Genomic DNA, 23,440 nt, shown 5'->3' with positions numbered 1-23,440 from the left:
TTTTCCAGTGCCATGGTGTCACATCAGGACCAATCGCAGGATAATGCGTGGGTCCACATGTGCGCTTGACACTGGCGACAGCCGGAGTCTTGTCGGTGAACGAAGACTCCAGAAGCTTTCGCAGTTGCAGCATAGAACGTGAATGTGACGAAAGCTAAGGGAGAAATCTCGCGGTGTGGACCGCATCGGCCGTCAGCCTATTGTGCAAGCTGGGGAATGATATCGAGGACATCAATGAGCGGGAAAAGCATGCGTCTGGAAAACAAGGTTGCCGTCATCACCGGCGCGGCCTCGGGCTTTGGCGAAGGCATGGCCAGGCGCTTTGCCGAGGAGGGCGCCAGGGTCGTTGTCGCCGATCTCAACGCCAAGGGCGCGGAGCGCGTCGCCGGCGAGATCGGCGAGGCGGCGATCTGGACGCAGACCGACGTTTCGCTGCGCTCTGAATTCGACGAGATGGTCTATGCCGCCAGAAGCGCCTTCGGCCGCATCGACATCATGGTCAACAATGCCGGATTCACGCATCGCAACGGCGACATGCTCAAGGTCGACGAGGAAACCTTCGACCTGATCACGGCCGTCAACATGAAGGCGATCTACCATGCCGCCCTTGCGGTCGTGCCGATCATGGAACGGCAAGGTGGCGGCGTCATCCTGACCACGGCCTCCACCGCGGGGCTGCGGCCACGGCCTGGTCTCACCTGGTACAATGCCTCGAAGGGCTGGGCGATCACCGCCACCAAGTCTATGGCGGTGGAACTGGCGCCGAAGAACATCCGCGTCAACTGCCTCTGCCCGGTCGCCGGCGAGACGGGCATGCTGGAGAAGTTCATGGGCGTCGATACGCCCGAAATCCGCGAGACATTCCGCGCCTCGATTCCGCTCGGCCGGCTGTCGACGCCGCTCGATATCGCCAATGCGGCACTGTGGTTGGCATCGGACGAAGCCGCTTTCATCACCGGCGTGGCGCTGGAGGTCGATGGCGGCCGCTGCATCTGAAGCGCATCTTCGACAAGCCAGGCAATGGCATCGTCGATTCGACCGCAACCGGCTTCGATTTGACTTGAGGTTCCCACCGCTTAGAGTTCTTTCGGAGGCTAGGGGCCGATGCGATGAACGCGAGATTGCGGAAAGTTCGCGAAAACCTGCGGCAGCGCGTCAGGACCTACAGGGCAAGGCGCGCGCGCGCGAAAAGCAAGGCGACCTTCATCGGCGTCACCGGCAGTTCGGGAAAATCGACCGTCACGGCGCTGCTTGGGCATATATTGGCCGCCCATGGACCGACCTATGCGCGAGTTCTCGCCAACACCATCAAGTCGCTGGTCAGCACGCTCTACAAACGCATGAAGCGAGCGGGCGAGGTCGACTATGTCGTTTTCGAAGCCGGGGCCTTTGGCATTGATACGATCCGGCCAATGGCGGAAATGCTGCAGCCGCATGTGGCTATCGTCACCATGGTTCGCCTTGAGCATTTTGCCAGTTTCAGGACCGTGGAAAACATTGCCGTCGAAAAACGTGCATTGGTCGAGGCGTTGCGGCCGGACGGCCTTGCCGTCCTCAATGCCGACGACCCCCTGGTGGCCGGCATGGCTGAAGGCGCCAGATGCCGCGTCGTCACCTTCGGCACGTCGCAACTGGCCGATTATCGTGTGACAGATATCCACGCCGCCTACCCGGATCGGCTGACGCTTTCGATCCATTGGCGGGGAGGCATGCTTGAACTTCAAACGCCATTTCCAGCCGAACACTTCTGGTTGCCGACCGCTGCTGCCGTGGCGACGGCGCTCGAACTCGGCGTTCCGCCGGACAAGGTTGCCCCCCAGGTGGCGACTTTCCAGCCATTGGCAAATCGCTGTGCCGTGCTTGTCACCGAAGGCGGTCCGCAATTCGTTGTCGATGCCGCCAAGGCACCCTGGCACTCGATCAATCTTGCCTTGGATTTGATGGCCAAGGCGAGTGCTAGCCGAAAACGCATCGTGCTTGGCCAGATTTCGGATTACTCCGGCTCGACCAAGAAATACGCCTACGCCTACCAAACCGCGCGGGAAATCGCCGATCAGGTGATCTATAGCGGTGATAATGCCCATCGCTCCGGGGCGGGGCAGGCTGACCGCGACAGCGGCCGATTTGTCGAGCTTCGCACGGCGAAGGAAGTCTCTGACCACATCAAGCGCACGGCGGTGCCGGGTGAGCTTATACTCCTCAAAAGCTCTTCAAACCTTCACCTGGAGCGCGTGGCGCTCGCCTGGACGCATGATGTCAAATGCTGGATTCCCGTCTGCGGCAAGCGGGAGAGCTGCGACACTTGCGGCCTGTACGAAGTTCCTTTCGAGCAGCATGGCGACTATGTCAGGCAACGCAGGCGCGCCAAAAGATGGCAGCGCTTGCGACGCGTGTTCGGCGGCAGGGCACGATAGGGCCTATCCCGGTAGCGGGCCGGCCGTGCTCACCGGACGTTCAGGCACGTCAGGCGCCAGTTTTGATATAGCTCTTGTAGACCCAGCCGGTCTTGCCGTCATAGACGATCTGGCACCACTTCTTGCAGCTCATCACCTGCACCGAGGTCTTGGCGGGCACCGTGACGATAGCGGCTGCATTCTTCTTCGGACTGCTGCGCATGGTCACCGGCCGGAGAATTCGTCCGGTGCCGGCCGCAGCTGCCTTGTGCGGCTTGACCTTGTCCTTGCCGCCATTATCCTCGGCGGCCGCCGGCTGCTGTTCCGGTATTTGCGGCTGAACCTCCGGAATGGCGGCAGTCTGTGCGCCATCGGGATTACTGGCTGCTGCCGGTGCCGGCGCGGCAACCCTGGCCAGCTCGGTGGCGGCATCCTTATCGGCCGACGGTTGAGCAAACGCCGCCACGGCGGCGGTTTTGTCCGTCGGCTGTTCGGTCTTGCCTGCGGTCGGACCGGTGGAAGCCGGGGCGGGAGCCGATACGGTTTTTGCCTGCGAGCCGGTCCAGCGAGGGTCATTGGCCGCGAGCGCGGGAATGGCGGCCTCGGCGACAGCCACGGCCCGCGAAACCTGATCGGCCTTGTGCGTCACCTGCGGCACCGCTGCCGCGGCCACCGTCGTTCCCGACGGGGCGATCTTCGTCATTTTCACCGGGTTGGCCGGAATCGTCTGTTCAGTGCTAGCGACCGCTTGCCGCTCGCTGGCCGGCAATGCCAGCCAGAGCGCGACCGCAGCCACGCCTAGCAGCGCGGCGGTGCCGATCGCGGCAATCACCAGATGCGAATTCGAACGGACTTCCTGCCAGAAGGACGGACGCATGTCGTAGCCGAACTGCATGGCGAAGCGCCGACGTTCCGGAGCACCGAAACTGAAGGGCTCTTTCACTCTTGCCACCTCCATAAGCGGGCCGGTGTTCTTTCGATCAAATCCCGCAAATCATGCGTTTGATCAGCATCGGTCCCAAAAACGCGGGAAGGCCCGCAACAATCCCCGAACATTCGCCCAGATGCGGACCTTTCGCCCGCGATTGTGGCATCAGTGCGCCATTGTGAGAGATTCTGCGCTTTTGCCGGGAATTCCGCAATGTCCCGCCCGGGCAACAAATATTACATGGATATTACAATATTATACGGGATCGTGATCGCATGGGGCCGTGGCGATCCCAAGCGCACAGCGTCGAAACGGGTCCAGTCGACGCCCCTTGGCCCCTATTTTCGTGAGTGTCGTTCCTCCCAAAGCGGGCCGCGTTCAGGCGATTTGCATCAGATCCTGTCGCGCAGCGCAAACCAGTTGAGCGCCAGGAAAAGCAGCGGCGCGCGCAGACGGCGGCCGCCGGGAAATGGCGGAATTTTCAGGTCCTCGATCAGTTTCAGCCGGTCGCGATTGCCGGCGACGGTCTCGGCGTAGAGCTTGCCGAAGAAGTTCGACAGCATGACGCCATGGCCGGAATAGCCGCCAGCCGAGATCACATTCGGCATCACTTCGCGCACGAATGGTTTTCTCGGCATCGTGATGCCGACATAGCCGCCCCAGCCATGGGTAATCTCGACATCGCTCAGCGCCGGATAGAGTTCGGCGATCTGACGGCGGATATGGATGTGGATATCCTTTGGGTCGTTGACGCCATAAATCTCGCGTCCGCCGAACAGCAGCCGGCCGTCCGCCGACTTGCGGAAATAGCGCACGACGAAGCGCGAATCATCGACCGACTCGCCGCCCGGCAGAACTTCTGAATCCGCTCCCAAGGGCACGGTCGCGCCGATGAACGACCCGATCGGCATGATGTGTGCGGCGCTTACCGGCTCGAGCGTACCACCATAGGCGTTAACGGCGATCAGGCATTTCTGAGCGCTCACCGTACCTCTCGGCGTCGAAACCTTGACCTTGCCACCAGCGGAAATGATGCCGGTCGAAGGTGTCCTTTCGAAGAGCCGCGCGCCGGCCTTTGCCGCCACCCTGGCCGTGCCGATCACCAGCTTCATGGGATGGATATGGCCGGTGCCGGTATCGCGCGTGCCGCCGAAATAGGCGGTCGAGCCCAGCCGCTCCGCCGTTTCCTTGGCATCCATGAACGAGATGTGCGGGTAGGAGAAACGTTTGGCCATGATCTCGGCATGCGCCTTGTAGTCGTCGACATAGCGCGGCTTGTGCGCCACCGAAAGCTGGCCCGGCACGTAGTCGATCTCGATCTGGTTGGCGGCGGCGAATTCAAGCAGATGCGCCTTCGCCTCCTCGGCAAGATCGAACAGCGCCTTGGCGCGGGACAAGCCGTATTCGGCCTCGAGATCCTCGGCCCAGGCGCGCTGTCCGGTGCCAAGCTGGCCGCCATTGCGTCCGGACGCGCCGTCGCCGAAGCGGTACGCTTCGATCAGGACGACATTGGTCCCTGCCTTGGCCAGATGCGTCGCCGCCGACAGACCAGTGAAACCGCCGCCGATGATGACGACGTCACAGCTCCGGTCACCGTCCAGCGCCGGATATTCAGGCCGTGGCCCGGCCGTATCCTCATACCAGGAACGGCCGGGAGAAATCGGGGATTGGTAAGGCATGATGCTCACGGTAGGTCAGTAGGGCAGTAGGGCAGTAGGGCAGTAGGTAGAGCTATTCTGGCGACAATTTGCGGATCAGAAGCCGCAAGAGCGTTCCCACGCTCTCACTCCGAGTCATCAACGGTTCGGTTGCCTTATGGGAGGTGATTCCGACGCGCTGTGCGATCAGCAAATGGGTCTCCAATTCTTTGAGCGATCCCTGCGCAATCCTGAGAAATTGCTGATAGGAAGCTCGGCTTTCTCGCCCATAACCCCCGGCGATATTGGCAGGCACGGAAGTGGCTGCCCTGCGCAGCTGAGCTGTCAATCCATAGAGCTCTTCTTTCGGCCAGGCTTTTGTCGTTTCGTAGATTGAGACGACAAGATCCATGGCTTGCTGCCAGACGACCAAATCTCTGTAAGATTCGATCTTCGCCATAGTCTTCCCCTACTGCCCTACTGCCTTACTCCCTATTTCCCTAAACATTCAGCAGCAGATATTCCCTCTCCCACGGACTGATCACCTCCATGAAGGTCTCGAATTCCGCCCGCTTGATCGCGGCGTAGGTAGCGGCGAAGGACTTACCCAGGATCGCGCCGAGTTCTTCGTCGCTTTCGAACAGGTCGACGGCTTCGAGCAGGCTGCGCGGCAGGTCGATCTCGTCGGCATTGGCGGTGGTCAGCACCGGCGGTTCGGCCTTGATCTTCCTGGTGATGCCGATCAGCCCGCAGGCAAGCGAAGCCGCCAGGGCCAGGTAGGGGTTGGCGTCGGAGGACGGGATGCGGTTTTCGACGCGTCGCGCCGCCGGGTCGGAACGCGGTACGCGGAACGCCGTGGTGCGGTTGTCATAGCCCCATTTGTTGTTGACCGGAGCCGAGGCCGCCTGTGTCAGCCGGCGATAGGAATTGACATAGGGCGCGAACATCACCAGCGCGTTCGGCACATGCTTCTGCATGCCGCCGATGAAATGGAAGAAGTCCTCGGTTTCCGAGCCGTCCTCGGCCGAAAAGATGTTCCGGCCCGTCTTCTTGTCGATGATCGACTGGTGGATATGCATGGCCGAGCCCGGCTGGCCCTGGATCGGCTTGGCCATGAAGGTCGCATAGATCTCATGTTTCAGCGCCGCCTCGCGAATGGTGCGCTTGAACATGAACACCTGGTCGGCAAGCTCGACGGGATCGCCGTGGCGCAGGTTGATCTCGAGTTGGCCCGCACCCTCTTCATGGATGAGCGTATCGATCTCCAGGCCTTGTCCTTCGGAGAAATGGTAGATGTCGTCGATCAGTTCGTCGAATTCGTTGACGCCGGCGATCGAATAGCCGGCGCCGCCGCCGATCGCGCGCCCCGAACGGCCGACAGGCGGGGTCAGCGGATAATCCGGATCCGGATTCTTGCGCACGAGATAGAATTCGATCTCGGGCGCTACCACTGGCTTCAGCCCGAGCTTGTCATAGGCGGCAATGACACGCTTCAGCACGTTGCGCGGCGTGAACTCCACCGAGCGGCCATCCTGATGCACGAGGTCACAGATGACGGCGGCCGTCGGATCCTCCTCCCAAGGCACCACCGTCAGCGTCGACAGGTCCGGCATCAGTTTGAGGTCGCCGTCATCCTCGGGATAGTGGAAGCCGTTGCCGTCCTCGGGATAACCGCCGGAAATCGTCGTCATGAAAACGGCAGAAGGCAGGGCCAGCGAGGTGTTGGAGGTGAATTTCTTCGACGGCATCATCTTGCCGCGTGCGACCCCAGCCTGGTCAGGCGTGATGCATTCGATGTCCTCGATGCCGCGCCATTCAAGCCAGGCGCTGACTTCCTTCCAGTTCTTGACGCCACGTTGGCTCTTCACGAAGGCAGGCGTGCGGACACGTCCTCCGCGGCTCGACGGACGGACTTCCTTTTTTGCAGGCGGCATCATTCACCAGATTGAGTTGCGGATTTTGGAGTATAGCCGTGCGGCACGACGGAAGGGAAGGGGAGCCGGTGAAAGGACCTGGGTGTGGAAGGCGCCGTCATGCGGGCTTGCCGGGCAGGGTCTCCAGCCAGCGGCGCAAGGCCGCTGCGTAGAGCCTGCGCCAGCCGCGCTGCGGCGTGGTTAGAAACCAGGATTGACGCAGATCCCAGTTTTCGCCGCATAAGTCTCTGAGCCTGGTATTGATGATGCCCTTGCCGGACAGCGGATAGACGGAGAATTCGGAAAAGAAGATGTCGCCGTTCTTCTCATAGAAATCACAGCGCATATGATCGAATATCGCGGTCAGCGTTTCGGCGATCGCGCGCATGCGCACAAACGAGGCCGGCAGGTCGATAAGCACCCACTGCTTGCCGCTGCCGTCAGGTGGTGGAGCATAGATGCCATCACGATCGAAATGACACTTCTGTTCGTTGCCATGTTCATCCCGGCGCGCGGCATAGACATATGCCGTCGTGCCGTTCGAAACATGGAATTTGTATTCCAGACGGATCGGCTGGCCGTCCTCCAGCAGCATTTCCTCTACGAACACTTTTCGCTCGGCGCCTTTGTAGCCCCACTCGCCGAACTTCCTGCCATAGCGGCGGCGCATCCAGCGCGATGTTCTTCGCGTCAGCTTGGCTTTGTCCACGCGACCGTTGCGGATCATGATGTTCCAGCGGCAGCCGTGATTGGCCTTGACGACCACGTCACCGGCCAGCAGCTCAGCCGGAATCTCTCTCGCATTGCGCCCGGACCACAGGACCTTGGCGCTGCGAAGTTCAGGGCATGTGGACAGGGCATATGCCTTCGAAGCGAGCTTGTCGCACGCCGTGGCGAAGAAGGGATTGTGGTCGAAGATCTTGCGCCACAGGAATTTGTCGACGTAGGTAGACGGCCTCGCCGGATGGGGCAACATGCCGCTATGGTTGAATGTGCGCATGCAGATCGCTGGATGGCGCAGAAAGCACCATGCTCTCGCCAGGTGCAATATCGCTCGGTCGCTCATCCGCAACGATGGCATGCTTACCTCTGAGGTTCGTGCGTGACCGCTGCGCGTCGTCTCACGAACACGTCCCTGGTCATGTTGCGCGAGATACTGGTGCGACCGATGACTTCGAGGCGGGGGTCGAGCTCTCGTTCGGCGCTTTCCGACCAGAGCCGAGCGAGGGAACAGGGCTCCCACAGAATGATTTGCACACCATCCGGCGCGGTGTCCGCAATGCGCGACACAACGGCGGCCTTTGGTGAAACCATGCTGGCGACATAGACGATCTGAGCCGCGCCATAATCATAGTGGCAACCGTTGCAAAGCTCCGCACGCAAGCGCGTATAGTTCAGCTTCGCCGCGAGCCTGTTCGCGGTCTCCACCGCCTCGGGGACAATGTCGAGACCGACAATTTCAGGAACCGTTGTCTGGTCGTGAATGCGGAACATGGTAAATGGCCGTCCGCCGCAGCCGACCATGATAGCGCGATGGCAGTCATCGAAATTGGCATGATCGAACACTTCATCGAGGCGTTTGTAGGCATCTTTCGAAGACAGCACGCCAATGTCGGTCTTCTCTGCCGCGATCTGTCCGAAAGACTCTCCGCTCTGCAGGTCCTGCTGCAACATCTGCGCGATTTCTGCGACGTCCTGCGCATGGACCATGTCGGCGAAAATCTGGGTCAGGGCCGGTCGGTAGGCGAAGAATTCCGGATGGCTGTCGAGCAGCGCCTCGCTCGCATCGGGGCCCATGGCGACGCCGAGGTCGCGAATGCTGTTGATCACTTCGGTGGGCGTGCGGTCCCACAAGCTCTGCAAAAGCCGCTCGAGGTCAACCTTCCAGGACTTGAATTTCTGCATGTGCCACACGCTTTATGTTCCTCTTGCTAGCAGCGCCTGATAACGACGTCCATATCGCCACCTTCATCACGCTGGAACCGTCACGATCATGCAGTCCTTGACGACGATAGGCTTCGATGCCGATGATACGCTTTGGCAGAACGAGCAATTCTTCCGCATGACGGAAAAGCGCTTCGCGGCCATGCTTGCCGATCATGGCGAGGAGAAGCAGATTTCAGCCCGATTGCTCGAGGCCGAACGGCGCAACCTTGTCGTTTATGGTTTCGGCATCAAGGGATTTACTCTGTCGATGATCGAGACGGCGATCGAGGTCACCGATGGGCGCGTGCCGGCTGCGGTCATATCTGAAATTCTCGATGCCGGCCGTGAGATGCTGAACCATCCGATCGAGCCTTTGCCGCACGCGCGTGAGACGGTGGAGAAGCTTGCCGGCACATTCCGCCTCGTGCTGATCACCAAGGGCGACCTTTTCGACCAGGAGCGCAAGCTGGCCGGGTCCGGCCTTGGCGATCTGTTCGACGCGGTCGAGATCGTCAGCGACAAGAGTGCCGCGACCTATGCGCGCCTCTTCAGCCGCCACGGTGACGGTCCCGCAAAGAGCATGATGGTCGGCAATTCGCTGAAGTCGGACGTGGTGCCGGCGATCGAGGCCGGCGGCTGGGGTGTCCATGTGCCGCACGAACTGACCTGGGTGCTCGAGCATGTCGAGGCGCCGGTCGCCGAGCCGCGGTTCCGTCAGATAGCCGATCTTGGGCTGTTGCCCGCACTGGTCGAAAGCATCGGGAAATCGGGCTGATCGCCGCCTCAACTCTTTGTTTTTGCGCAATTCCGTACGGAAAAACGTTGCACTTTTCCCTGGAATTGCTCTACCGGCTGATCAGGCGATCGATCACCGGCTGCAGCCGCTCAGGCGTGATCGGCTTGGCGACCACGACGTCGACGATGCTCGACAGGCCCAGGCTCTCGGGCGTGCCATTCTTGGTTGAAAGCAGGATCACGGGAGGAAGCGAGTTCCCCGAAGTCCGCCGCAACGTTTCGATGCCGGACATCAGATTGTCGCAGTCCTTGTTGTCGGAGCCGCCGTCCAGCACAATCACGCCGGGTACGAGCGACCGCAAGATCCTCGCCGCCGTATCGGGTGATTCCGAGATTGGTCTGAGCCCGGAACGCTCGACGATCTTCGATACCACCACACGGTTGATAGGCGATTTCCCGACGACGAGCACTTGCGAGCGATCGCGGATCGTCTCGGCGCTGGAATGCCGGCTAATCTGATTCGGATGTTTTGTGGTCTCGCCCTCACGATTCACTGGGCACCCAAGTCGGCCAAGTTCGCCCCCATTTCAATGCAGAGTTGAAATCTGAGGACAATTGGCGTGAGATCGTGGCTCATGTCAAGTTGAAATAAAAGGCCTCTGGTTTGCCCCTGAAAACAATGGATTCAAGCAACAGTACTGTACTGAACTGTCCAGACTCTGATCGCGTAAAAATAAAAATTCACCTGCGCACACCTTGCGCAGGTGAAGGGTCGGTTCGAACGATTTCCGATCAGTCATGGCTCTGCTGTGTGACGATCACCGGGATCAGCAGATCGCCCCAATTGCCGTCGCCGCCATGGTGCCTTGCCGAGCGCACCAGCTCCACCGAGACGCCTGCCTCGACCGCCTTCATCACCGACTGGTTGAGCCTGTGCAGATCGTTGGCGAGCATGCGGATCGTCGCCTGCTGGTCGACGCTCATCGTCGTCGATTGCTCTTCCGCCCGTTCCTTGACGCGGCTTATCGATGCCATTGGTCTTCTCCTGTCCTTGAAGCCCTGTAGGGCGTTTCCTCGGTGTTTTCTGATCCGCTATTCCGCGGCCGGTTTGAACTGTGCGTGCTCGGTCGATTCATGCATGGCGGTGGTCGACGACTTGCCGCCGGTGATCGCCATCGACACGGCATCGAAATAACCGGTGCCGACCTCGCGCTGGTGCTTGGTCGCGGTGTAGCCATTGGCCTCCGCGGCGAACTCGGCTTCCTGCAGCTCGGAATAGGCTGCCATCTGCCTCGCCTTGTAGCCGCGCGCCAGTTCGAACATGCCGTAGTTGAGCTGGTGGAAGCCGGCCAGCGTGATGAACTGGAACTTGTAGCCCATGGCGCCGAGTTCCCTCTGGAACTTGGCGATCGTGGTGTCGTCGAGATTCTTCTTCCAGTTGAACGATGGCGAGCAATTATAGGCCAGCAACTTGCCCGGATGGTGCTTGCGCACGCCCTCGGCGAACTTTTTGGCCTGTGCCAGGTCGGGCTTCGAGGTCTCGCACCAGATCAGGTCCGCATGGGGCGCATAGGCGACGGCCCGCGCGATACAAGGTTCGATGCCGTTCCTGACCTGGTAGAAACCTTCGACGGTGCGCCCGGCGTCGTAGTCGACGAAGGGCTGGTCGCGCTCGTCGATGTCGGAAGTCAGAAGCTTCGCGGCTTCCGCATCGGTGCGCGCCACGACCAGCGTCGGCGTGCCCATCACGTCGGCTGCCAGCCGCGCGGCGTTGAGGTTGCGGATATGCGCTGCCGTCGGGATCAGCACCTTGCCGCCGAGATGGCCGCACTTCTTTTCCGATGCCAGCTGGTCCTCATAGTGGACGCCGGCGGCACCCGCCTCGATGAACGCCTTCATGATCTCGAAGGCGTTGAGCGGCCCGCCGAAGCCGGCTTCCGCGTCGGCGACGATAGGCGCGAACCAGGTCTCGACCGAAAGCCCATTGCCTTCGGAGGTTTCGATCTGGTCGGCGCGCTGCAGCGTGCGGTTGATGCGCTTGACGAGTTCCGGCGCGGCGTTGGCCGGATAAAGCGACTGGTCGGGATACATCGCCGAGGCGGTGTTGGCGTCGGCCGCGACCTGCCAACCTGACAGGTAGATTGCCTTCAGCCCGGCGCGCACCTGCTGCATGGCCTGGTTGCCCGACATGGCGCCGAGGGCGTTGACGAAGTCTTCCTCGTGGATGAGCTTCCACAGCCGGTTGGCCCCCATTTCGGCGAGGCTCTGGCGGATCTGCACCGAACCGCGCAGCCGCTTCACGTCCTCCGGCGAATAGGGACGTTCGATGCCGTCGAAGCGACCTTCCGGCGCCGATGGAACGAGGTTGTAAAAATCAGTCATGGATCACTCCGGAGGATTGCTGCACGATGTCGGAACGCCATTTTCTGGGGCGCTGCTATGTGACTGAATTTACATTGCAGCGCAAAATGAGCCAGAAAAATCAGGAAGTTCAGCCAAACATAAGGGAAAATCTGTATTGCGTTTGACAGAAAGGCACTGTAAATTTGTCAATATTGTAAAAACAGGAAGGTGAGATCGTTGCGAGTATCGTGTAAAATCCTGTCAAGGACGGATGATGGCTGACCAGAAGATTTTCGCCGGACCGCGCATCCGCCGCATCCGCAATGCCAAGAGCCTGACCCAGACGGCGATGGCCGAGGGGCTCGGCATCTCGCCCTCCTATCTCAACCTGATCGAGCGCAACCAGCGGCCGCTGACGGTGCAGCTTATCCTTAAGCTGGCATCCGTCTACAAGGTCGACCCGCATGAGCTGCAGGGCGAGGCTAGGGGGTCGGTCGCAGCCTTGAAGGAGGTGTTCACCGATCCGCTGCTGGTCGGCGAATTGCCTGGAGACCAGGAGCTGATCGAGCTTGCGGAGGCGGCGCCCAATGCCTCGGCTGCGGTCATAAAACTGTTCCGCGCCTATCGCGAGCAGGCCGAGCGGCTCTCCGACCTCAACGAGCTTCTGGCGCGGGAGGGGCGGGCGACGGCGCTTTCCGGCGCTCGCCTGCCGATCGACGAGGTGCACGAGACCTTCGAGCGGCGGCCGAACCATTTCGCCGCGCTCGAGGAGGAGGCCGAGGCGTTCACTGCGGTGCTCGATCCCGGTGACGATCTGTTCGGTGCGCTCAAGGCCTGGCTGAAGCGCGAATACGGCATCGTGGTCAAGGTGCTGCCGGTCGCCACCATGCCCAATTGGCGCCGCCGCTATGATCGCCATTCGCAGCGCCTGTTCCTGTCCGAGCGGCTGTCGCCGTTCGACCAGTTGCGCGAAGTGGCGATGGAGGCCTGCCTGATCCGCATGACGGTCGCGGTCGCCGGCGAGATCCAGGCGCTCAAACTGAGCACGGACGAAGCCCGCAGGCTCGCCCGTTTCGAGCTCGGCCGTTATGCCGCGCATGCACTGATGATGCCCTATCAGGCCTTTCACGCTGCCGCCATTCGCGCTCGCTATGACATCGACGTCCTGCGCTCCCGTTTTGGCGTCTCCTTCGAGCAGGCGGCGAACCGGCTCACCATGCTGCAGCGGCCAGGTGCGCCGGGCGTGCCGTTCTTCATGCTTGAGGTCGACAATGCCGGGAACCGCTTTCGCAGAGCCGGCAGCCAGGGCTTTCCGCACAGCCGCTTCGGCGGCGGCTGCCCCAAGCTGCCCGTGCATGCCGCCTTCACCCAACCCGGCCAGGTCTTTGTCGAGGCGGTGGAAATGCCCGACGGCGCCGAGTTTCTGTGCATTGCCCGCACGCTGGAAGGCCCGCAGGGTGCGTTCTCCGAGCGTCCGCGCCGCACCGCTCTGCTGCTCGGTTGCGACATCGGCTTTCGCGACGACATCGTCTATGGCGCGGCACTGCCCGGCGCGACTGCCGGGAAGTCGGGACCAGGCACTGTCGTGGCGACGCCTGTCGGGCCCGCCTGCCGGCTCTGCGAACGCGTCGGCTGTCTGGCGCGTGCCGAACCGCCGGTGACACGTCCGCTCGGCCTCGACGAGATGGTGACCGGCCTGAGTGCCTTCGACTTCCAGTAACGCGGTGGATTCCGATAGAGCGGTCGTGAGGTGCCACAATCGTCGCCGGGCTCTGGATCACGCCCGGCCCACGCGTTTGCGTTACGCGAACGGAGTATATTTTGTTGGCCCTTGCGCATCGTCCCGTCCACAAAAGCTCGACAGTCGCGCCCATGACAGACGCAGCATCATCACGGAGCCTTGTTGCATCGACCGCCTCGCAGCGGGAGGAGCGCATCGGCTTCCTGCTGGTGTTCCTGTCGGCGCTGATGTGGAGTTTCGGCGGCACAATCGCCCGCTTCATCACTGCCGGCGACAGCTGGACGGTGGTGTTCTGGCGCTCCATGTGGGCCGCCGCCTTCCTGCTCTGCTTCATGGTCTGGCGTGACGGTCGGCGCGGCATGCTGAAATCATTCCGCGACATGGGCCTGCCCGGTCTTGCGGTCGGGTTCTGCTTCGCCATCGCGTCGACCGCCTTCGTCGTGGCTCTCGCCTACACCACCGTCGCCAACATCCTTTTGATGCAGGCCGGCGTGCCGCTTCTGGCGGCGCTGTTTGCCTGGGCTTTGTTTCGCGAACGGGTTGGTGTCGTGACCTGGGTGGCGATCGCCGCCGTCATCGCCGGCGTCGCCATCATGGTGTCGGAATCGCTCGATGGCGCCGTGTCGCCCATAGGCGACGGGCTGGCGTTGCTGATCGCATTCATGTTCTCGATCGCCACCGTGATCACCCGGCGCTTCGCCAGCGTGCGCATGACGCCGGCGACCTGTCTCGGCACGATCCTGGCCGCGGGCTTTGCCGCGTCACAGGCCTCGACCTTCTCGGTCTCGGCCGGCGATATGGGTTTTCTCTTCCTTTTCGGCGTGGTCAATCTCGGCATCGGCCTCGCCTTCTTCGCCACCGGCGCGCGCCTGATCCCGGCGGCAATCGCGGCGCTGCTCGGCACATTCGAGCCTATTCTTGGGCCGATATGGGTCTGGCTCATCCATTCCGAAGTGCCGTCCGGGCGTACCATCATTGGCGGCGCGGTGGTGGTCACGGCACTGCTTGTCCATATCGGGCTTGAATTCAAGCGCCAGGCACGGCCGCGGCGGGCAGGGGTTACCGGGGTGCCGTCGCCTAATTGATGCCGCCACCGATGCTTTGCCATTGACAACGTTGCTGCCGCCCGGGCAGGCTGTGAACACGGCAACAACAAGACAGGCCTATCTTGCCAAGTCTCCCCGGCAACCCGATCGAGACCGGACCACATTTCTGTATTTCTGTCCGCGCGGCGGCGAAAGCTTCTGACGGCACCGTCATTCCCTCCAGTCCGAGACGATTGCCGGGCCGCGTCGGGCGCGCCGATTGGCGCTTGTTGTCCCCTGGAAAGCTCAATAATCTGAAGCAAATGCCCGGCCGCGCGGATATTGCGAGGAGCCGGCGATGGAACACTCACCAAAGGAGAATGGCATGATCCGCAAAGCGCTCTGGCTTTCGGCGACCTCGGCATTTCTGACGCTCTTCACTCTCGGCAGCCATGCCGAGGACCGCGTCGTCAACGTCTTCAACTGGTCGGACTATATCGACAGCTCGATCATCGACGACTTCACCAAGCAGACCGGCATCAAGGTCGTCTACGACACCTTCGATTCCAACGAGATCGTGGAAACCAAGCTGCTGGCCGGCGGCAGCGGCTACGACGTCGTCGTTCCCAGCGGCAATTTCCTCGCGCGCCAGATCCAGGCGGGCGTTTTCCAGAAGCTCGACAAGTCGAAGCTGCCGAACCTATCCAACATGTGGGACGTCGTCACGGAGCGGACTGCGAAGTACGATCCCGGCAACGAGTATTCTATCAACTATATGTGGGGCACGGTCGGCATCGGCTACAACGTCAAGAAGGTGCAGGCAGCGCTCGGCACCGACAAGATCGAGAGCTGGGACACGTTCTTCAGCCCCGAGAGTCTGGCCAAGTTGAAGGATTGCGGCGTCTATGTGCTGGACTCGCCAGCCGACATGATACCGGCGGCGTTGGAATATCTCGGGCTCGATCCGAACAGCACTTCGCCCGACGACATCGCCAAGGCCGAAGAAGCGCTGCTGAAGGTGCGGCCGTATATCCGCAAGTTCCATTCTTCCGAATACATCAATGCCTTGGCCAATGGCGATATCTGCATGGCCATTGGTTTCTCGGGTGACGTGTTCCAGGCCCGCAGCCGCGCGCAAGAAGCCAAGCAGGGCGTCGAAATCGGCTATTCGGTGCCGAAGGAGGGGGCCCAGATTTGGTTCGACCAGATGGCGATACCGGCCGATGCGCCGCATGTCGCCGAGGCGCATGAATTCATCAACTACATGATGAAGCCCGAAGTCATCGCCAAGTCGTCGAACTTTGTGCTGTATGCCAACGGCAACAAGGCTTCGCAGCAGTTCATCGACAAGGCGATCCTGGACGACCCTGCGATCTATCCGGACGCCGCGACCATGCAGAAGCTCTACACTGTTAAACCGTACGATCCCAAGACCCAGCGCGTCATCACGCGCACCTGGACCAAGATCGTCACCGGCCAGTAAGTCATGGGATACGGCCCCGGCAGCCAACTGCTGGGGCCGCCTTTCCTTGGGGAATTTTGAAGCACGGAGTTGGAAATGAAATCGCTTGGCAGCATCCGCAGGGATTTCGCGCCATGGAACGACCCGAACGCCAAGCCATACATCCAGTTCGACAACGTCACCAAGAAGTTCGGTGATTTCACCGCCGTCAACAATTTGTCGCTGACCATTTTCGAGCGCGAATTCTTTGCACTGCTCGGCGCGTCGGGTTGCGGAAAGTCGACGCTGCTCAGGATGCTTGCCGGTTTCGAGGAACCGTCGGCCGGGCGCATCCTGCTCGATGGCCAGGATCTGCGCGGCATTCCGCCCTATCGCCGGCCGGTCAACATGATGTTCCAGTCCTATGCCCTGTTCCCGCATATGACAGTGGAGAACAACATTGCCTTTGGCCTGAAGCAGGAGGGCATGCCGAAGCCCGATATCGAAAAGCGCGTCGCCGAGATGCTGAAGCTGGTCAAGCTCGAGCAATTCGCCAAGCGCAAGCCGCACCAGCTCTCCGGTGGCCAGCGCCAGCGCGTCGCGCTTGCCCGCTCGGTCGCCAAGCGGCCGAAGGTGCTGCTGCTCGACGAGCCGCTCGGCGCGCTCGACAAGAAGCTGCGCGAGGAAACCCAGTTCGAACTGATGGACCTGCAGCAGGAGCTTGGCCTGACCTTCGTCGTCGTCACCCACGACCAGGAAGAAGCGATGACCATGGCCGACCGCATCGCCATCATGGACAAGGGCGAAGTGATGCAGGTCGCGACGCCGGCCGAGGTTTACGAAGCCCCGACATCGCGCTTCGTGGCGCATTTCGTTGGCAACGTGAACATGTTCGAAGGCAAGGTTGCCGAGCGGACCGACAAGACAACACGCATCACCGGCGCGACCGGAGCCCAGATCGTCGTCGAGAATGGCGCCGCCGCCGCGACAGGCGCCGACATCATCTTCGCCATCAGGCCGGAGAAGATCAGGGTGTCTTCGAAGAGGCCGGCCGATGCCGTCAACGCACTGGAGGGCGAAGTCTACGACATCGCCTATCTCGGCGACATGACCGTCTATCACGTCAGGCTGGATGACGGGCAGCTCGTGCGGGCAAGTGCCTTGAACGCGGCGCGCGTGAGCGAGGATCCGCTGACCTGGAACGACCGCGCCTGGGTGTCCTTCCGGCCCGACGCCGGCGTCGTCCTGGCACGGTAGGGGGCTGATATGTCCAACATCGCTGTCACCGATGCCGCAGCGCCATCAACCGCCGGCCAGCCGTTCGGGGCACGGCTGGCCTCCGGTTTCGTCAACCGGCTCGTTATCATCGTCCCCTATTTGTGGCTGCTGTTCTTCTTCCTCGTCCCCTTCGTCATCGTTTTCAAGATTTCGCTGTCGCAGACCGCGATCGCCATGCCGCCCTACACGCCGGTGCTCGACTTCCGCGACGGCGTTTCCGGCTTCTTCGCCGGGTTCCGTGACTTGAATTTCGACAATTATGTCTGGCTGACGCAGGACGCGCTCTATTTCAAGGCCTATGTCACCAGCCTGATCATCGCCGCCATTTCGACCGTGCTGACACTGCTGGTCGGCTACCCCATCGCCTACGGCATGGCGCGTGCGCCGGCTACCATCCGCCCGACATTGCTGATGCTGGTCATCCTGCCGTTCTGGACGTCGTTCCTGATCCGCGTTTATGCCTGGATCGGCATCCTGAAACCCGAAGGCCTGCTCAACCAGCTGCTCTTGTCGCTGCACATCATCAACCAGCCGCTGGTGATCCTCAACACCTATACGGCGATCTTCATCGGCATCGTCTATTCCTATCTGCCGTTCATGGTGCTGCCGCTCTATTCGTCGCTGGAAAAGATGGACTATTCGCTGATCGAGGCGGCCAAGGATCTCGGCTGCCCGCCGACATCAGCCTTCTGGAAGATAACCTTCCCGCTGTCGCTTCCCGGCGTCATTGCCGGCTGCCTGCTGGTCTTTATCCCGGCCGTCGGCGAGTTCGTCATCCCCGATCTGCTCGGCGGGTCGCAAACGCTGATGATCGGCAAGACCTTGTGGAGCGAGTTCTTCGCCAACCGTGACTGGCCGGTATCTTCGGCCGTGGCCGTCATCCTGCTGTTGCTGCTGACCGTGCCGATCATGCTTTTTCAACGAGCGCAGGCGCGTGCCCAGGAGCAGGATAAATGAACGCCACCTGGAGCCGCTTCAACGTCAGCTCGATCGTGCTTGGTTTTGCTTTCCTGTACCTGCCGATCGTGCTGCTCATCGTCTTCTCCTTCAACGAATCCAAGCTCGTCACCGTCTGGGGCGGCTTCTCGACCAAATGGTACGTGTCGCTGTTCCACAATCAGGGCCTGATGGACGCCACTTGGGTGACGGCGCGCGTCGGTGTCATTTCGGCGACGGTGGCGACCGTGCTCGGCACGCTGGCGGCACTTACCCTGACGCGCTACACGCGGTTCAGGGGCAGGGTGCTGTTTTCCGGAATGGTCTTTGCGCCGCTCGTCATGCCGGAGGTGATCACCGGCCTGTCTCTGCTGCTGCTCTTCGTTGCTATCGGCCTCGACCGTGGCTTCTTCACCGTGACGCTGGCTCACATCACGCTCACAATGTGCTTCGTGGCGGTCGTTGTGCAATCGCGCCTGGTTTCTTTCGACCGTTCGCTGGAGGAGGCGGCGATGGATCTCGGCGCCACGCCGGCGAAGACCTTCTTCCAGATCACGCTGCCGGTCATCATGCCGGCGATCGTCTCCGGCTGGATGCTGGCCTTCACGCTGTCGCTCGACGATCTGGTTATCGCCAGCTTCACCTCCGGGCCGGGCGCCACCACGCTGCCGATGAAGATCTACAGCCAGGTCCGCCTCGGCGTGACGCCGGAGATCAATGCCGCCTGCACCATCCTGATCGCGGTTGTCGCGGTCGGCGTCATCGTCGCTTCGATCGCCAACAAGCGGCGTGAAGTGCAGCGCCAGCTCGACGAGCGGGCCGCGCAGCGCGGGTGAGGGAGACGGAAGCCGAGGCTGGAGCCGTTCACCGTTTCATGGAAACAAGCGAACCGCTCCGACTTTTTGTTTTGTTTTGACGCAATTCCAGGAAACCCGCTTCGCACTTTTCCTGGAATTGCCCTATTCGCCAGAGACGCCACGGCTTATCGGTGAAATGAACGGCGTGCTCCACGTTCCGCCGACGAAGAAGGACGACTGGTTCGGCCCCTGCTGGCCGTTCTTCTGCGCTGCCTGGTCAGGCTGGATGACGCCGCCGGACAGCGCCAGCCCGCGTCCCGCATAGGAGGCGATTCCGGAAAGCCAGATCTTGTATTTCGCCGAATTGGCCTCGGCCTTGTCCAGCCTCGCCACGCCTCTCGAAATGGTTGCCTTCACTTCGGCGCCGTCGATCGGCAGCGTTCCGTCCGAGACGTCGTCCAGCGCGAAGAAGCCGCCCTGTTCGGTATGCTTGAGAAAGGCCGGTAGGTTGAATTTGCTGAGCGCGCCGGGGCCGAAGGTCGCCGTCACCGAGCCGTCGGCGTTTTCGAAGATGGAATCCCAGGTCCTGCCCGGTCCCTTGAGGATGACCGAAACGGTGCCCGTGCCGACCGGCACCAGCCGGGTCATCCCGGCCGCCGTGCCGAACGCGCCGCCATCGACATCGGAAGCAAGCAGCCGGATCTCGACCTGGGTGCCTTCGGGCTTGCGGTCGAAACGAAGGCTGCTCTGGATGTTGCCGCCAAAGGCCGAGGCATCGGAGATGTCGAAGACGGAAAGACCATCCTTGACCTGGGCGGTGGCGGCCACATCGGCAAGCTGGATGCCGCCCGCCGTGGCATGCGCCGCCGACAGCCTGAGATCGAGGTTGACCCGGTCGGCAAAACTTGTGTCGGCATCACTAGGTCCAGCTCCGCTCGCCGGCCCCAGCGGCGTGAAGGCGGACAGGAATGATCTGAGATCGAGCGTGTCGAAGGCGAGCGTGCCGGAGATCACCGGCTGTGCATCGCCAAGTGACAGGTCCAGCGCGCCCATACCGGGGTTGTTGTCCAGCGCCAGCGCGGTGTTTTCGAATTTGACGCGTCCGGCCGACGCCGTGACCTTGCTCGAAATGCTGACGGAGCCGATCGCCGCGCTTGGCGCGATGCCGGTCTGCGACCATTCCAGTACGCGGCGGAGCGAGGGTGCTGCGAACTTCACCTGGCCGTCGAAATAGCCATTCTCTGACATGCTGGCCATGCCGTCGAAGGAGAAGGTGGCGGGCGCGGCCTTGAAAGACAAGGTGAGCGGCGCCGTGCCGCCGGCAAACAGCACCAGCGGCTTCGGGGAAGCGGCATCCACGGTCACGCTTTCGCCGCGCCAGATCCCGGTTGCCGACAGTGTCGCATTGCTGTTCATCGCCGCCCAACTGGCCTGGCCATTAAGGCTGCTCAGGATTTCCACGTCCTTGCCGTTGACCGAAGCCACCATACGCCCATCCCTGAACTCGACCGTGCCGAAGGCATCGGCCGGCAGCTTATCGAGGTCAGGCTTGGCGGGGTTGGCATTGACGACGCCGCGGGCGGTGTCGATGGAGCGTGCGATGCGGCCGCCGGTCGGTGCTGTGGGCAGGAACAGGCCGTTTTCCGTGCGCTGGACCCGGATCGTCGGCCGCACCAGCCGCGCCGTGGAGAACGCCACATCGCCCTGCAACGCCGCCATGGCCGAGAGGTCGACCTCGACCCGTTCGGCCTCGACGACCGGCGGCGCGTCGGTGTCCGTCCACTTTGACAGCGTCACATCGGTCAGGATCGCGCGGAATTTCGGCCAGACCTCGATGCGTGGTGAGCCGTCAATGGCAACCCGGAATCCACTCCAGGCGCTCATCTCCCAGGCGATGCGGTCGCGCACGATGCGCGTCGAGGCGATCAGGGGCAGGGCGGCGACCACCAGAGCGATGACGATCACGGCAGCGCCGATCGCCCATACTCCGCGGCGGATCAAGGATGATGGCATATCGCCCCGTATGCTTCCATTCCGATAAAATCATCCGACGGGTATAACCGCTGTCGTTACCACGACTCTCTGTCGCTACCACGACTCGCTGTCGGCACTACGACTCGCTGTCGGCACTACGACTTCCAGTCGTCACTACGACTTAGGGCTGACGCATTTCAAGTCTTTATGGCCCGGCGATGGCATTTGCGCACACCCTGGCGGTATCAGCCGAACAAAATCTTGCTCTGCTGCGCTGCGATATGCATAAGCGATGACGACCCTGGGAGGATCGATCATGGCTGCCGAAGTACCACTCTGGACCCCGACGCAAGACCAGATTGACGCTTCGCCGTTGACTGCTTTCATGAAGGCCGCGGAGGCGAAAGCCGGCACTGCATTCGCCTCCTATGCCGACCTTCATGCCTGGTCGATCGAGCATCGCGAGGCATTCTGGAGCCTGGTCTGGGACTTCTGCGACGTCACAGGCGACAAGGGCGCCGGTGGGGGCGAGCGCGTGCTCGTCGATGGCGACAGGATGCCCGGCGCCGCCTTCTTCCCCGATGCGTCGCTGAATTTCGCCGAGAACCTTTTGAAGAAGACCGGCGCGGCCGAGGCGATCGTCTTTCGCGGCGAGGACAAGGTCGAGCGGCGGCTGTCATGGAACGAACTGCATGGCCTGGTCTCGCGCCTGCAGCAGCTTTTCGTCTCGCTCAAGGTCAAGAAGGGCGACCGCATCGCCGCGATGATGCCCAACATGCCTGAAACTGTCGCCGCCATGCTGGCCGCGGCCTCGATCGGCGCGGTGTGGTCATCCTGCTCCCCCGATTTTGGCGAGCAGGGCGTGCTCGACCGCTTCGGCCAGATCGAACCTGTGATCTTCATCGCGCCCGACGGCTACTGGTACAATGGCAAGGCGATCGAGGTTGCCGACAAGGTCGCGGCGGTCGCGGCCAAGCTTGGCAGTGTCCGCAAGGTTCTGCTCGTCGACTATCTCGGCACCTCGGCCGATGTGGCTGATACAATCGACAAGGCCGTGGCGATGGAAGAGGCGCTGTCGCCCTTCGCCGCGAATGCCGTCACCTTCGAGCGGCTGCCATTCGCGCATCCGCTCTACATCCTGTTTTCATCGGGAACCACCGGCATTCCCAAATGCATCGTCCATTCGGCCGGCGGCACGCTGATCCAGCATGTCAAGGAACACCGCCTGCATGCCGGTCTCTTGGATAGCGACCGCTTCTTCTATTTCACCACCTGCGGCTGGATGATGTGGAACTGGCTGGTGTCGGGGCTGGCCTCCGGTGCCGCACTGCTGCTTTACGACGGTTCGCCCTTCTATCCCGACGGCAACGTTCTGTTCGACTTCGCCGATGCCGAGAAGATGACCTTTTTCGGCACCTCGGCCAAATTCATCGATTCCGTGCGCAAGGCCGGCCTCAAGCCGATCCGCAGCCACGACCTGTCGAGCGCGCGCAGCATCTCCTCCACCGGTTCGCCGCTGTCGCCCGAGGATTTCCGCTTCGTCTACGACGGCATCAAGAAGGACGTGCATCTGGCTTCGGTTTCCGGCGGCACCGACATCGTCTCCTGCTTCGTGCTCGGCGTGCCGACCCAGCCGGTCTGGACCGGCGAGATCCAGGGCCCCGGCCTTGGCCTTGCCGTCGACGTCTGGAATGATGATGGCAAGCCGGTCAGGCAGGAGAAGGGCGAACTGGTCTGCACCAAGGCGTTCCCGTCCATGCCGATCGGCTTCTGGAACGATCCCGACGGCAAGAAGTACCAGGCGGCCTATTTCGAGCGCTTCGACAATGTCTGGTGCCATGGCGATTTCGCCGAATGGACTGTTCATGGTGGCATGATCATCCATGGCCGCTCCGACGCCACGCTCAATCCGGGCGGCGTGCGCATCGGCACGGCCGAGATCTACAACCAGGTCGAGCAGATGCCGGAGATCCTGGAAGCGCTGTGCATCGGCCAGGATTTCGACAATGACGTGCGCGTCGTGCTGTTCGTGCGGCTGGCCGCCGGCGTCCAGCTGGACGAGGACCTGGAAAAACGCATCCGCGCCAAGATCCGCGGCGGCGCGAGCCCTCGCCATGTCCCGGCCAGGATTGTCGCCGTCACAGACATTCCGCGCACCAAGTCGGGCAAGATCACCGAACTTGCCGTGCGCGACGTGGTGCATGGCCGCGCCATCAAGAACAAGGAAGCGCTCGCCAACCCGGAAGCGCTGGAACTGTTCAGGAACCTGCCACAGCTTGCCGAATGAGCCCAACCGGCATGGTTAATGAAATATGGCGCGCGAATTTACCTAGATTTCACGAGTGGTACACATTCGTAAATTTTCCGCGGCGC

At 61.7% G+C, this 23,440-nt stretch carries 20 protein-coding genes; 10 read left to right on the top strand and 10 right to left on the bottom strand.

Annotation, left to right across the window (positions count from 1 at the left end; genetic code table 11):
- The first annotated feature begins 249 nt into the window (after positions 1-249).
- Positions 250-996: an SDR family oxidoreductase gene (locus FJ938_RS20115; RefSeq protein ID WP_140610355.1), complete on the top strand. Its 747-nt coding sequence runs from the start codon at positions 250-252 to the stop codon at positions 994-996.
- Positions 997-1,109: 113 nt separating this feature from the next.
- On the top strand, positions 1,110-2,414 hold the full coding sequence (locus FJ938_RS20110) for a Mur ligase family protein (RefSeq protein WP_140696674.1): 1,305 nt from the start codon (positions 1,110-1,112) through the stop codon (positions 2,412-2,414).
- Between the two features lie 49 nt (positions 2,415-2,463).
- Here FJ938_RS20110 and FJ938_RS20105 read toward each other — a convergent pair whose 3' ends face one another.
- The 6 genes from FJ938_RS20105 to FJ938_RS20080 form a co-directional block, all read right to left on the bottom strand.
- Positions 2,464-3,336, bottom strand: coding sequence for an SH3 domain-containing protein (locus FJ938_RS20105; RefSeq protein WP_181169148.1), 873 nt, complete (start codon positions 3,334-3,336; stop codon positions 2,464-2,466).
- Between the two features lie 377 nt (positions 3,337-3,713).
- Positions 3,714-5,000 carry an FAD-binding oxidoreductase gene (locus FJ938_RS20100; protein ID WP_140696668.1) on the bottom strand — a complete coding sequence of 429 codons (1,287 nt, stop codon included), beginning with the start codon at positions 4,998-5,000 and terminating at the stop codon, positions 3,714-3,716.
- Between the two features lie 52 nt (positions 5,001-5,052).
- Entirely contained in the window at positions 5,053-5,418 is a 366-nt protein-coding gene (locus FJ938_RS20095; protein WP_140610303.1) for a four helix bundle protein, read from the bottom strand.
- Between the two features lie 40 nt (positions 5,419-5,458).
- A complete protein-coding gene (locus tag FJ938_RS20090; RefSeq protein WP_181165623.1) occupies positions 5,459-6,895 on the bottom strand; it encodes a glutamine synthetase family protein in 1,437 nt (478 codons plus the stop codon).
- 94 nt (positions 6,896-6,989) lie between these two features.
- A complete protein-coding gene (locus tag FJ938_RS20085) occupies positions 6,990-7,871 on the bottom strand; it encodes an ATP-grasp fold amidoligase family protein (protein ID WP_181169147.1) in 882 nt (293 codons plus the stop codon).
- Between the two features lie 83 nt (positions 7,872-7,954).
- Positions 7,955-8,776, bottom strand: a complete 822-nt coding sequence (locus FJ938_RS20080) for a hypothetical protein (protein ID WP_140696662.1) — start codon at positions 8,774-8,776, stop codon at positions 7,955-7,957.
- Between the two features lie 88 nt (positions 8,777-8,864).
- Here FJ938_RS20080 and FJ938_RS20075 point away from each other — a divergent pair, with 88 nt between their 5' ends.
- On the top strand, positions 8,865-9,572 hold the full coding sequence (locus FJ938_RS20075) for an HAD family hydrolase (RefSeq protein ID WP_140696659.1): 708 nt from the start codon (positions 8,865-8,867) through the stop codon (positions 9,570-9,572).
- 70 nt (positions 9,573-9,642) lie between these two features.
- Here the strand turns inward: FJ938_RS20075 and FJ938_RS20070 are convergent, their stop codons facing one another.
- From FJ938_RS20070 to aceA, 3 genes are all read right to left on the bottom strand, one after another.
- Positions 9,643-10,047 carry a response regulator gene (locus tag FJ938_RS20070; RefSeq protein WP_226890701.1) on the bottom strand — a complete coding sequence of 135 codons (405 nt, stop codon included), beginning with the start codon at positions 10,045-10,047 and terminating at the stop codon, positions 9,643-9,645.
- Between the two features lie 277 nt (positions 10,048-10,324).
- Positions 10,325-10,567, bottom strand: a complete 243-nt coding sequence (locus FJ938_RS20065) for a hypothetical protein (RefSeq protein WP_140696655.1) — start codon at positions 10,565-10,567, stop codon at positions 10,325-10,327.
- A gap of 57 nt (positions 10,568-10,624) precedes the next feature.
- The gene (aceA, locus tag FJ938_RS20060; RefSeq protein ID WP_140696652.1) at positions 10,625-11,914 is read right to left on the bottom strand and encodes an isocitrate lyase; all 1,290 of its coding nucleotides are present in this window, start codon (positions 11,912-11,914) and stop codon (positions 10,625-10,627) included.
- Between the two features lie 235 nt (positions 11,915-12,149).
- On the opposite strand from aceA, the gene FJ938_RS20055 reads away from it, so the two are divergent.
- The 6 genes from FJ938_RS20055 (at position 12,150) to FJ938_RS20030 (ending at position 19,132) form a co-directional block, all read left to right on the top strand.
- Positions 12,150-13,595 (top strand): XRE family transcriptional regulator, encoded by a 1,446-nt coding sequence (locus FJ938_RS20055; RefSeq protein WP_140696649.1) that lies wholly within the window; start codon positions 12,150-12,152, stop codon positions 13,593-13,595.
- A gap of 152 nt (positions 13,596-13,747) precedes the next feature.
- On the top strand, positions 13,748-14,701 hold the full coding sequence (locus FJ938_RS20050; RefSeq protein WP_140696646.1) for a DMT family transporter: 954 nt from the start codon (positions 13,748-13,750) through the stop codon (positions 14,699-14,701).
- A gap of 325 nt (positions 14,702-15,026) precedes the next feature.
- Positions 15,027-16,124, top strand: a complete 1,098-nt coding sequence (locus tag FJ938_RS20045) for a polyamine ABC transporter substrate-binding protein (RefSeq protein WP_140696768.1) — start codon at positions 15,027-15,029, stop codon at positions 16,122-16,124.
- Positions 16,125-16,199: 75 nt separating this feature from the next.
- On the top strand, positions 16,200-17,339 hold the full coding sequence (locus FJ938_RS20040; protein WP_140696643.1) for an ABC transporter ATP-binding protein: 1,140 nt from the start codon (positions 16,200-16,202) through the stop codon (positions 17,337-17,339).
- Positions 17,340-17,348: 9 nt separating this feature from the next.
- Positions 17,349-18,317 (top strand): ABC transporter permease subunit, encoded by a 969-nt coding sequence (locus FJ938_RS20035; RefSeq protein ID WP_140696640.1) that lies wholly within the window; start codon positions 17,349-17,351, stop codon positions 18,315-18,317.
- Positions 18,314-19,132, top strand: coding sequence for an ABC transporter permease subunit (locus FJ938_RS20030; protein WP_140696637.1), 819 nt, complete (start codon positions 18,314-18,316; stop codon positions 19,130-19,132). The genes FJ938_RS20035 and FJ938_RS20030 overlap by 4 nt, the downstream gene beginning before the upstream one ends.
- Positions 19,133-19,255: 123 nt before the next feature.
- Here the strand turns inward: FJ938_RS20030 and FJ938_RS20025 are convergent, their stop codons facing one another.
- Positions 19,256-21,106 (bottom strand): AsmA family protein, encoded by a 1,851-nt coding sequence (locus FJ938_RS20025; protein WP_140696634.1) that lies wholly within the window; start codon positions 21,104-21,106, stop codon positions 19,256-19,258.
- A gap of 277 nt (positions 21,107-21,383) precedes the next feature.
- On the opposite strand from FJ938_RS20025, the gene FJ938_RS20020 reads away from it, so the two are divergent.
- Complete coding sequence (locus FJ938_RS20020) at positions 21,384-23,354, top strand: acetoacetate--CoA ligase (protein WP_140696631.1); 1,971 nt, start codon at positions 21,384-21,386, stop codon at positions 23,352-23,354.
- The last annotated feature ends 86 nt before the right edge of the window (positions 23,355-23,440 follow it).

Source organism: Mesorhizobium sp. B2-4-14 (assembly GCF_006442155.1).
Lineage (GTDB): Bacteria > Pseudomonadota > Alphaproteobacteria > Rhizobiales > Rhizobiaceae > Mesorhizobium.
The sequence above is the reverse complement of the archived record's forward strand: the minus strand, read 5'-3'. Positions and strand labels throughout refer to the sequence as shown.

Coding starts and splice junctions, on each gene's coding strand:
- FJ938_RS20115 (WP_140610355.1), top strand. CDS start 250: ATGCGTCTGGAAAACAAGGTTGCCGTCATCACCGGCGCGGCCTCGGGC.
- FJ938_RS20110 (WP_140696674.1), top strand. CDS start 1,110: ATGAACGCGAGATTGCGGAAAGTTCGCGAAAACCTGCGGCAGCGCGTC.
- FJ938_RS20100 (WP_140696668.1), bottom strand. CDS start 5,000: ATGCCTTACCAATCCCCGATTTCTCCCGGCCGTTCCTGGTATGAGGAT.
- FJ938_RS20095 (WP_140610303.1), bottom strand. CDS start 5,418: ATGGCGAAGATCGAATCTTACAGAGATTTGGTCGTCTGGCAGCAAGCC.
- FJ938_RS20090 (WP_181165623.1), bottom strand. CDS start 6,895: ATGATGCCGCCTGCAAAAAAGGAAGTCCGTCCGTCGAGCCGCGGAGGA.
- FJ938_RS20085 (WP_181169147.1), bottom strand. CDS start 7,871: ATGCGCACATTCAACCATAGCGGCATGTTGCCCCATCCGGCGAGGCCG.
- FJ938_RS20080 (WP_140696662.1), bottom strand. CDS start 8,776: ATGCAGAAATTCAAGTCCTGGAAGGTTGACCTCGAGCGGCTTTTGCAG.
- FJ938_RS20075 (WP_140696659.1), top strand. CDS start 8,865: ATGCAGTCCTTGACGACGATAGGCTTCGATGCCGATGATACGCTTTGG.
- FJ938_RS20065 (WP_140696655.1), bottom strand. CDS start 10,567: ATGGCATCGATAAGCCGCGTCAAGGAACGGGCGGAAGAGCAATCGACG.
- aceA (WP_140696652.1), bottom strand. CDS start 11,914: ATGACTGATTTTTACAACCTCGTTCCATCGGCGCCGGAAGGTCGCTTC.
- FJ938_RS20055 (WP_140696649.1), top strand. CDS start 12,150: ATGGCTGACCAGAAGATTTTCGCCGGACCGCGCATCCGCCGCATCCGC.
- FJ938_RS20050 (WP_140696646.1), top strand. CDS start 13,748: ATGACAGACGCAGCATCATCACGGAGCCTTGTTGCATCGACCGCCTCG.
- FJ938_RS20045 (WP_140696768.1), top strand. CDS start 15,027: ATGATCCGCAAAGCGCTCTGGCTTTCGGCGACCTCGGCATTTCTGACG.
- FJ938_RS20040 (WP_140696643.1), top strand. CDS start 16,200: ATGAAATCGCTTGGCAGCATCCGCAGGGATTTCGCGCCATGGAACGAC.
- FJ938_RS20035 (WP_140696640.1), top strand. CDS start 17,349: ATGTCCAACATCGCTGTCACCGATGCCGCAGCGCCATCAACCGCCGGC.
- FJ938_RS20030 (WP_140696637.1), top strand. CDS start 18,314: ATGAACGCCACCTGGAGCCGCTTCAACGTCAGCTCGATCGTGCTTGGT.
- FJ938_RS20025 (WP_140696634.1), bottom strand. CDS start 21,106: ATGCCATCATCCTTGATCCGCCGCGGAGTATGGGCGATCGGCGCTGCC.
- FJ938_RS20020 (WP_140696631.1), top strand. CDS start 21,384: ATGGCTGCCGAAGTACCACTCTGGACCCCGACGCAAGACCAGATTGAC.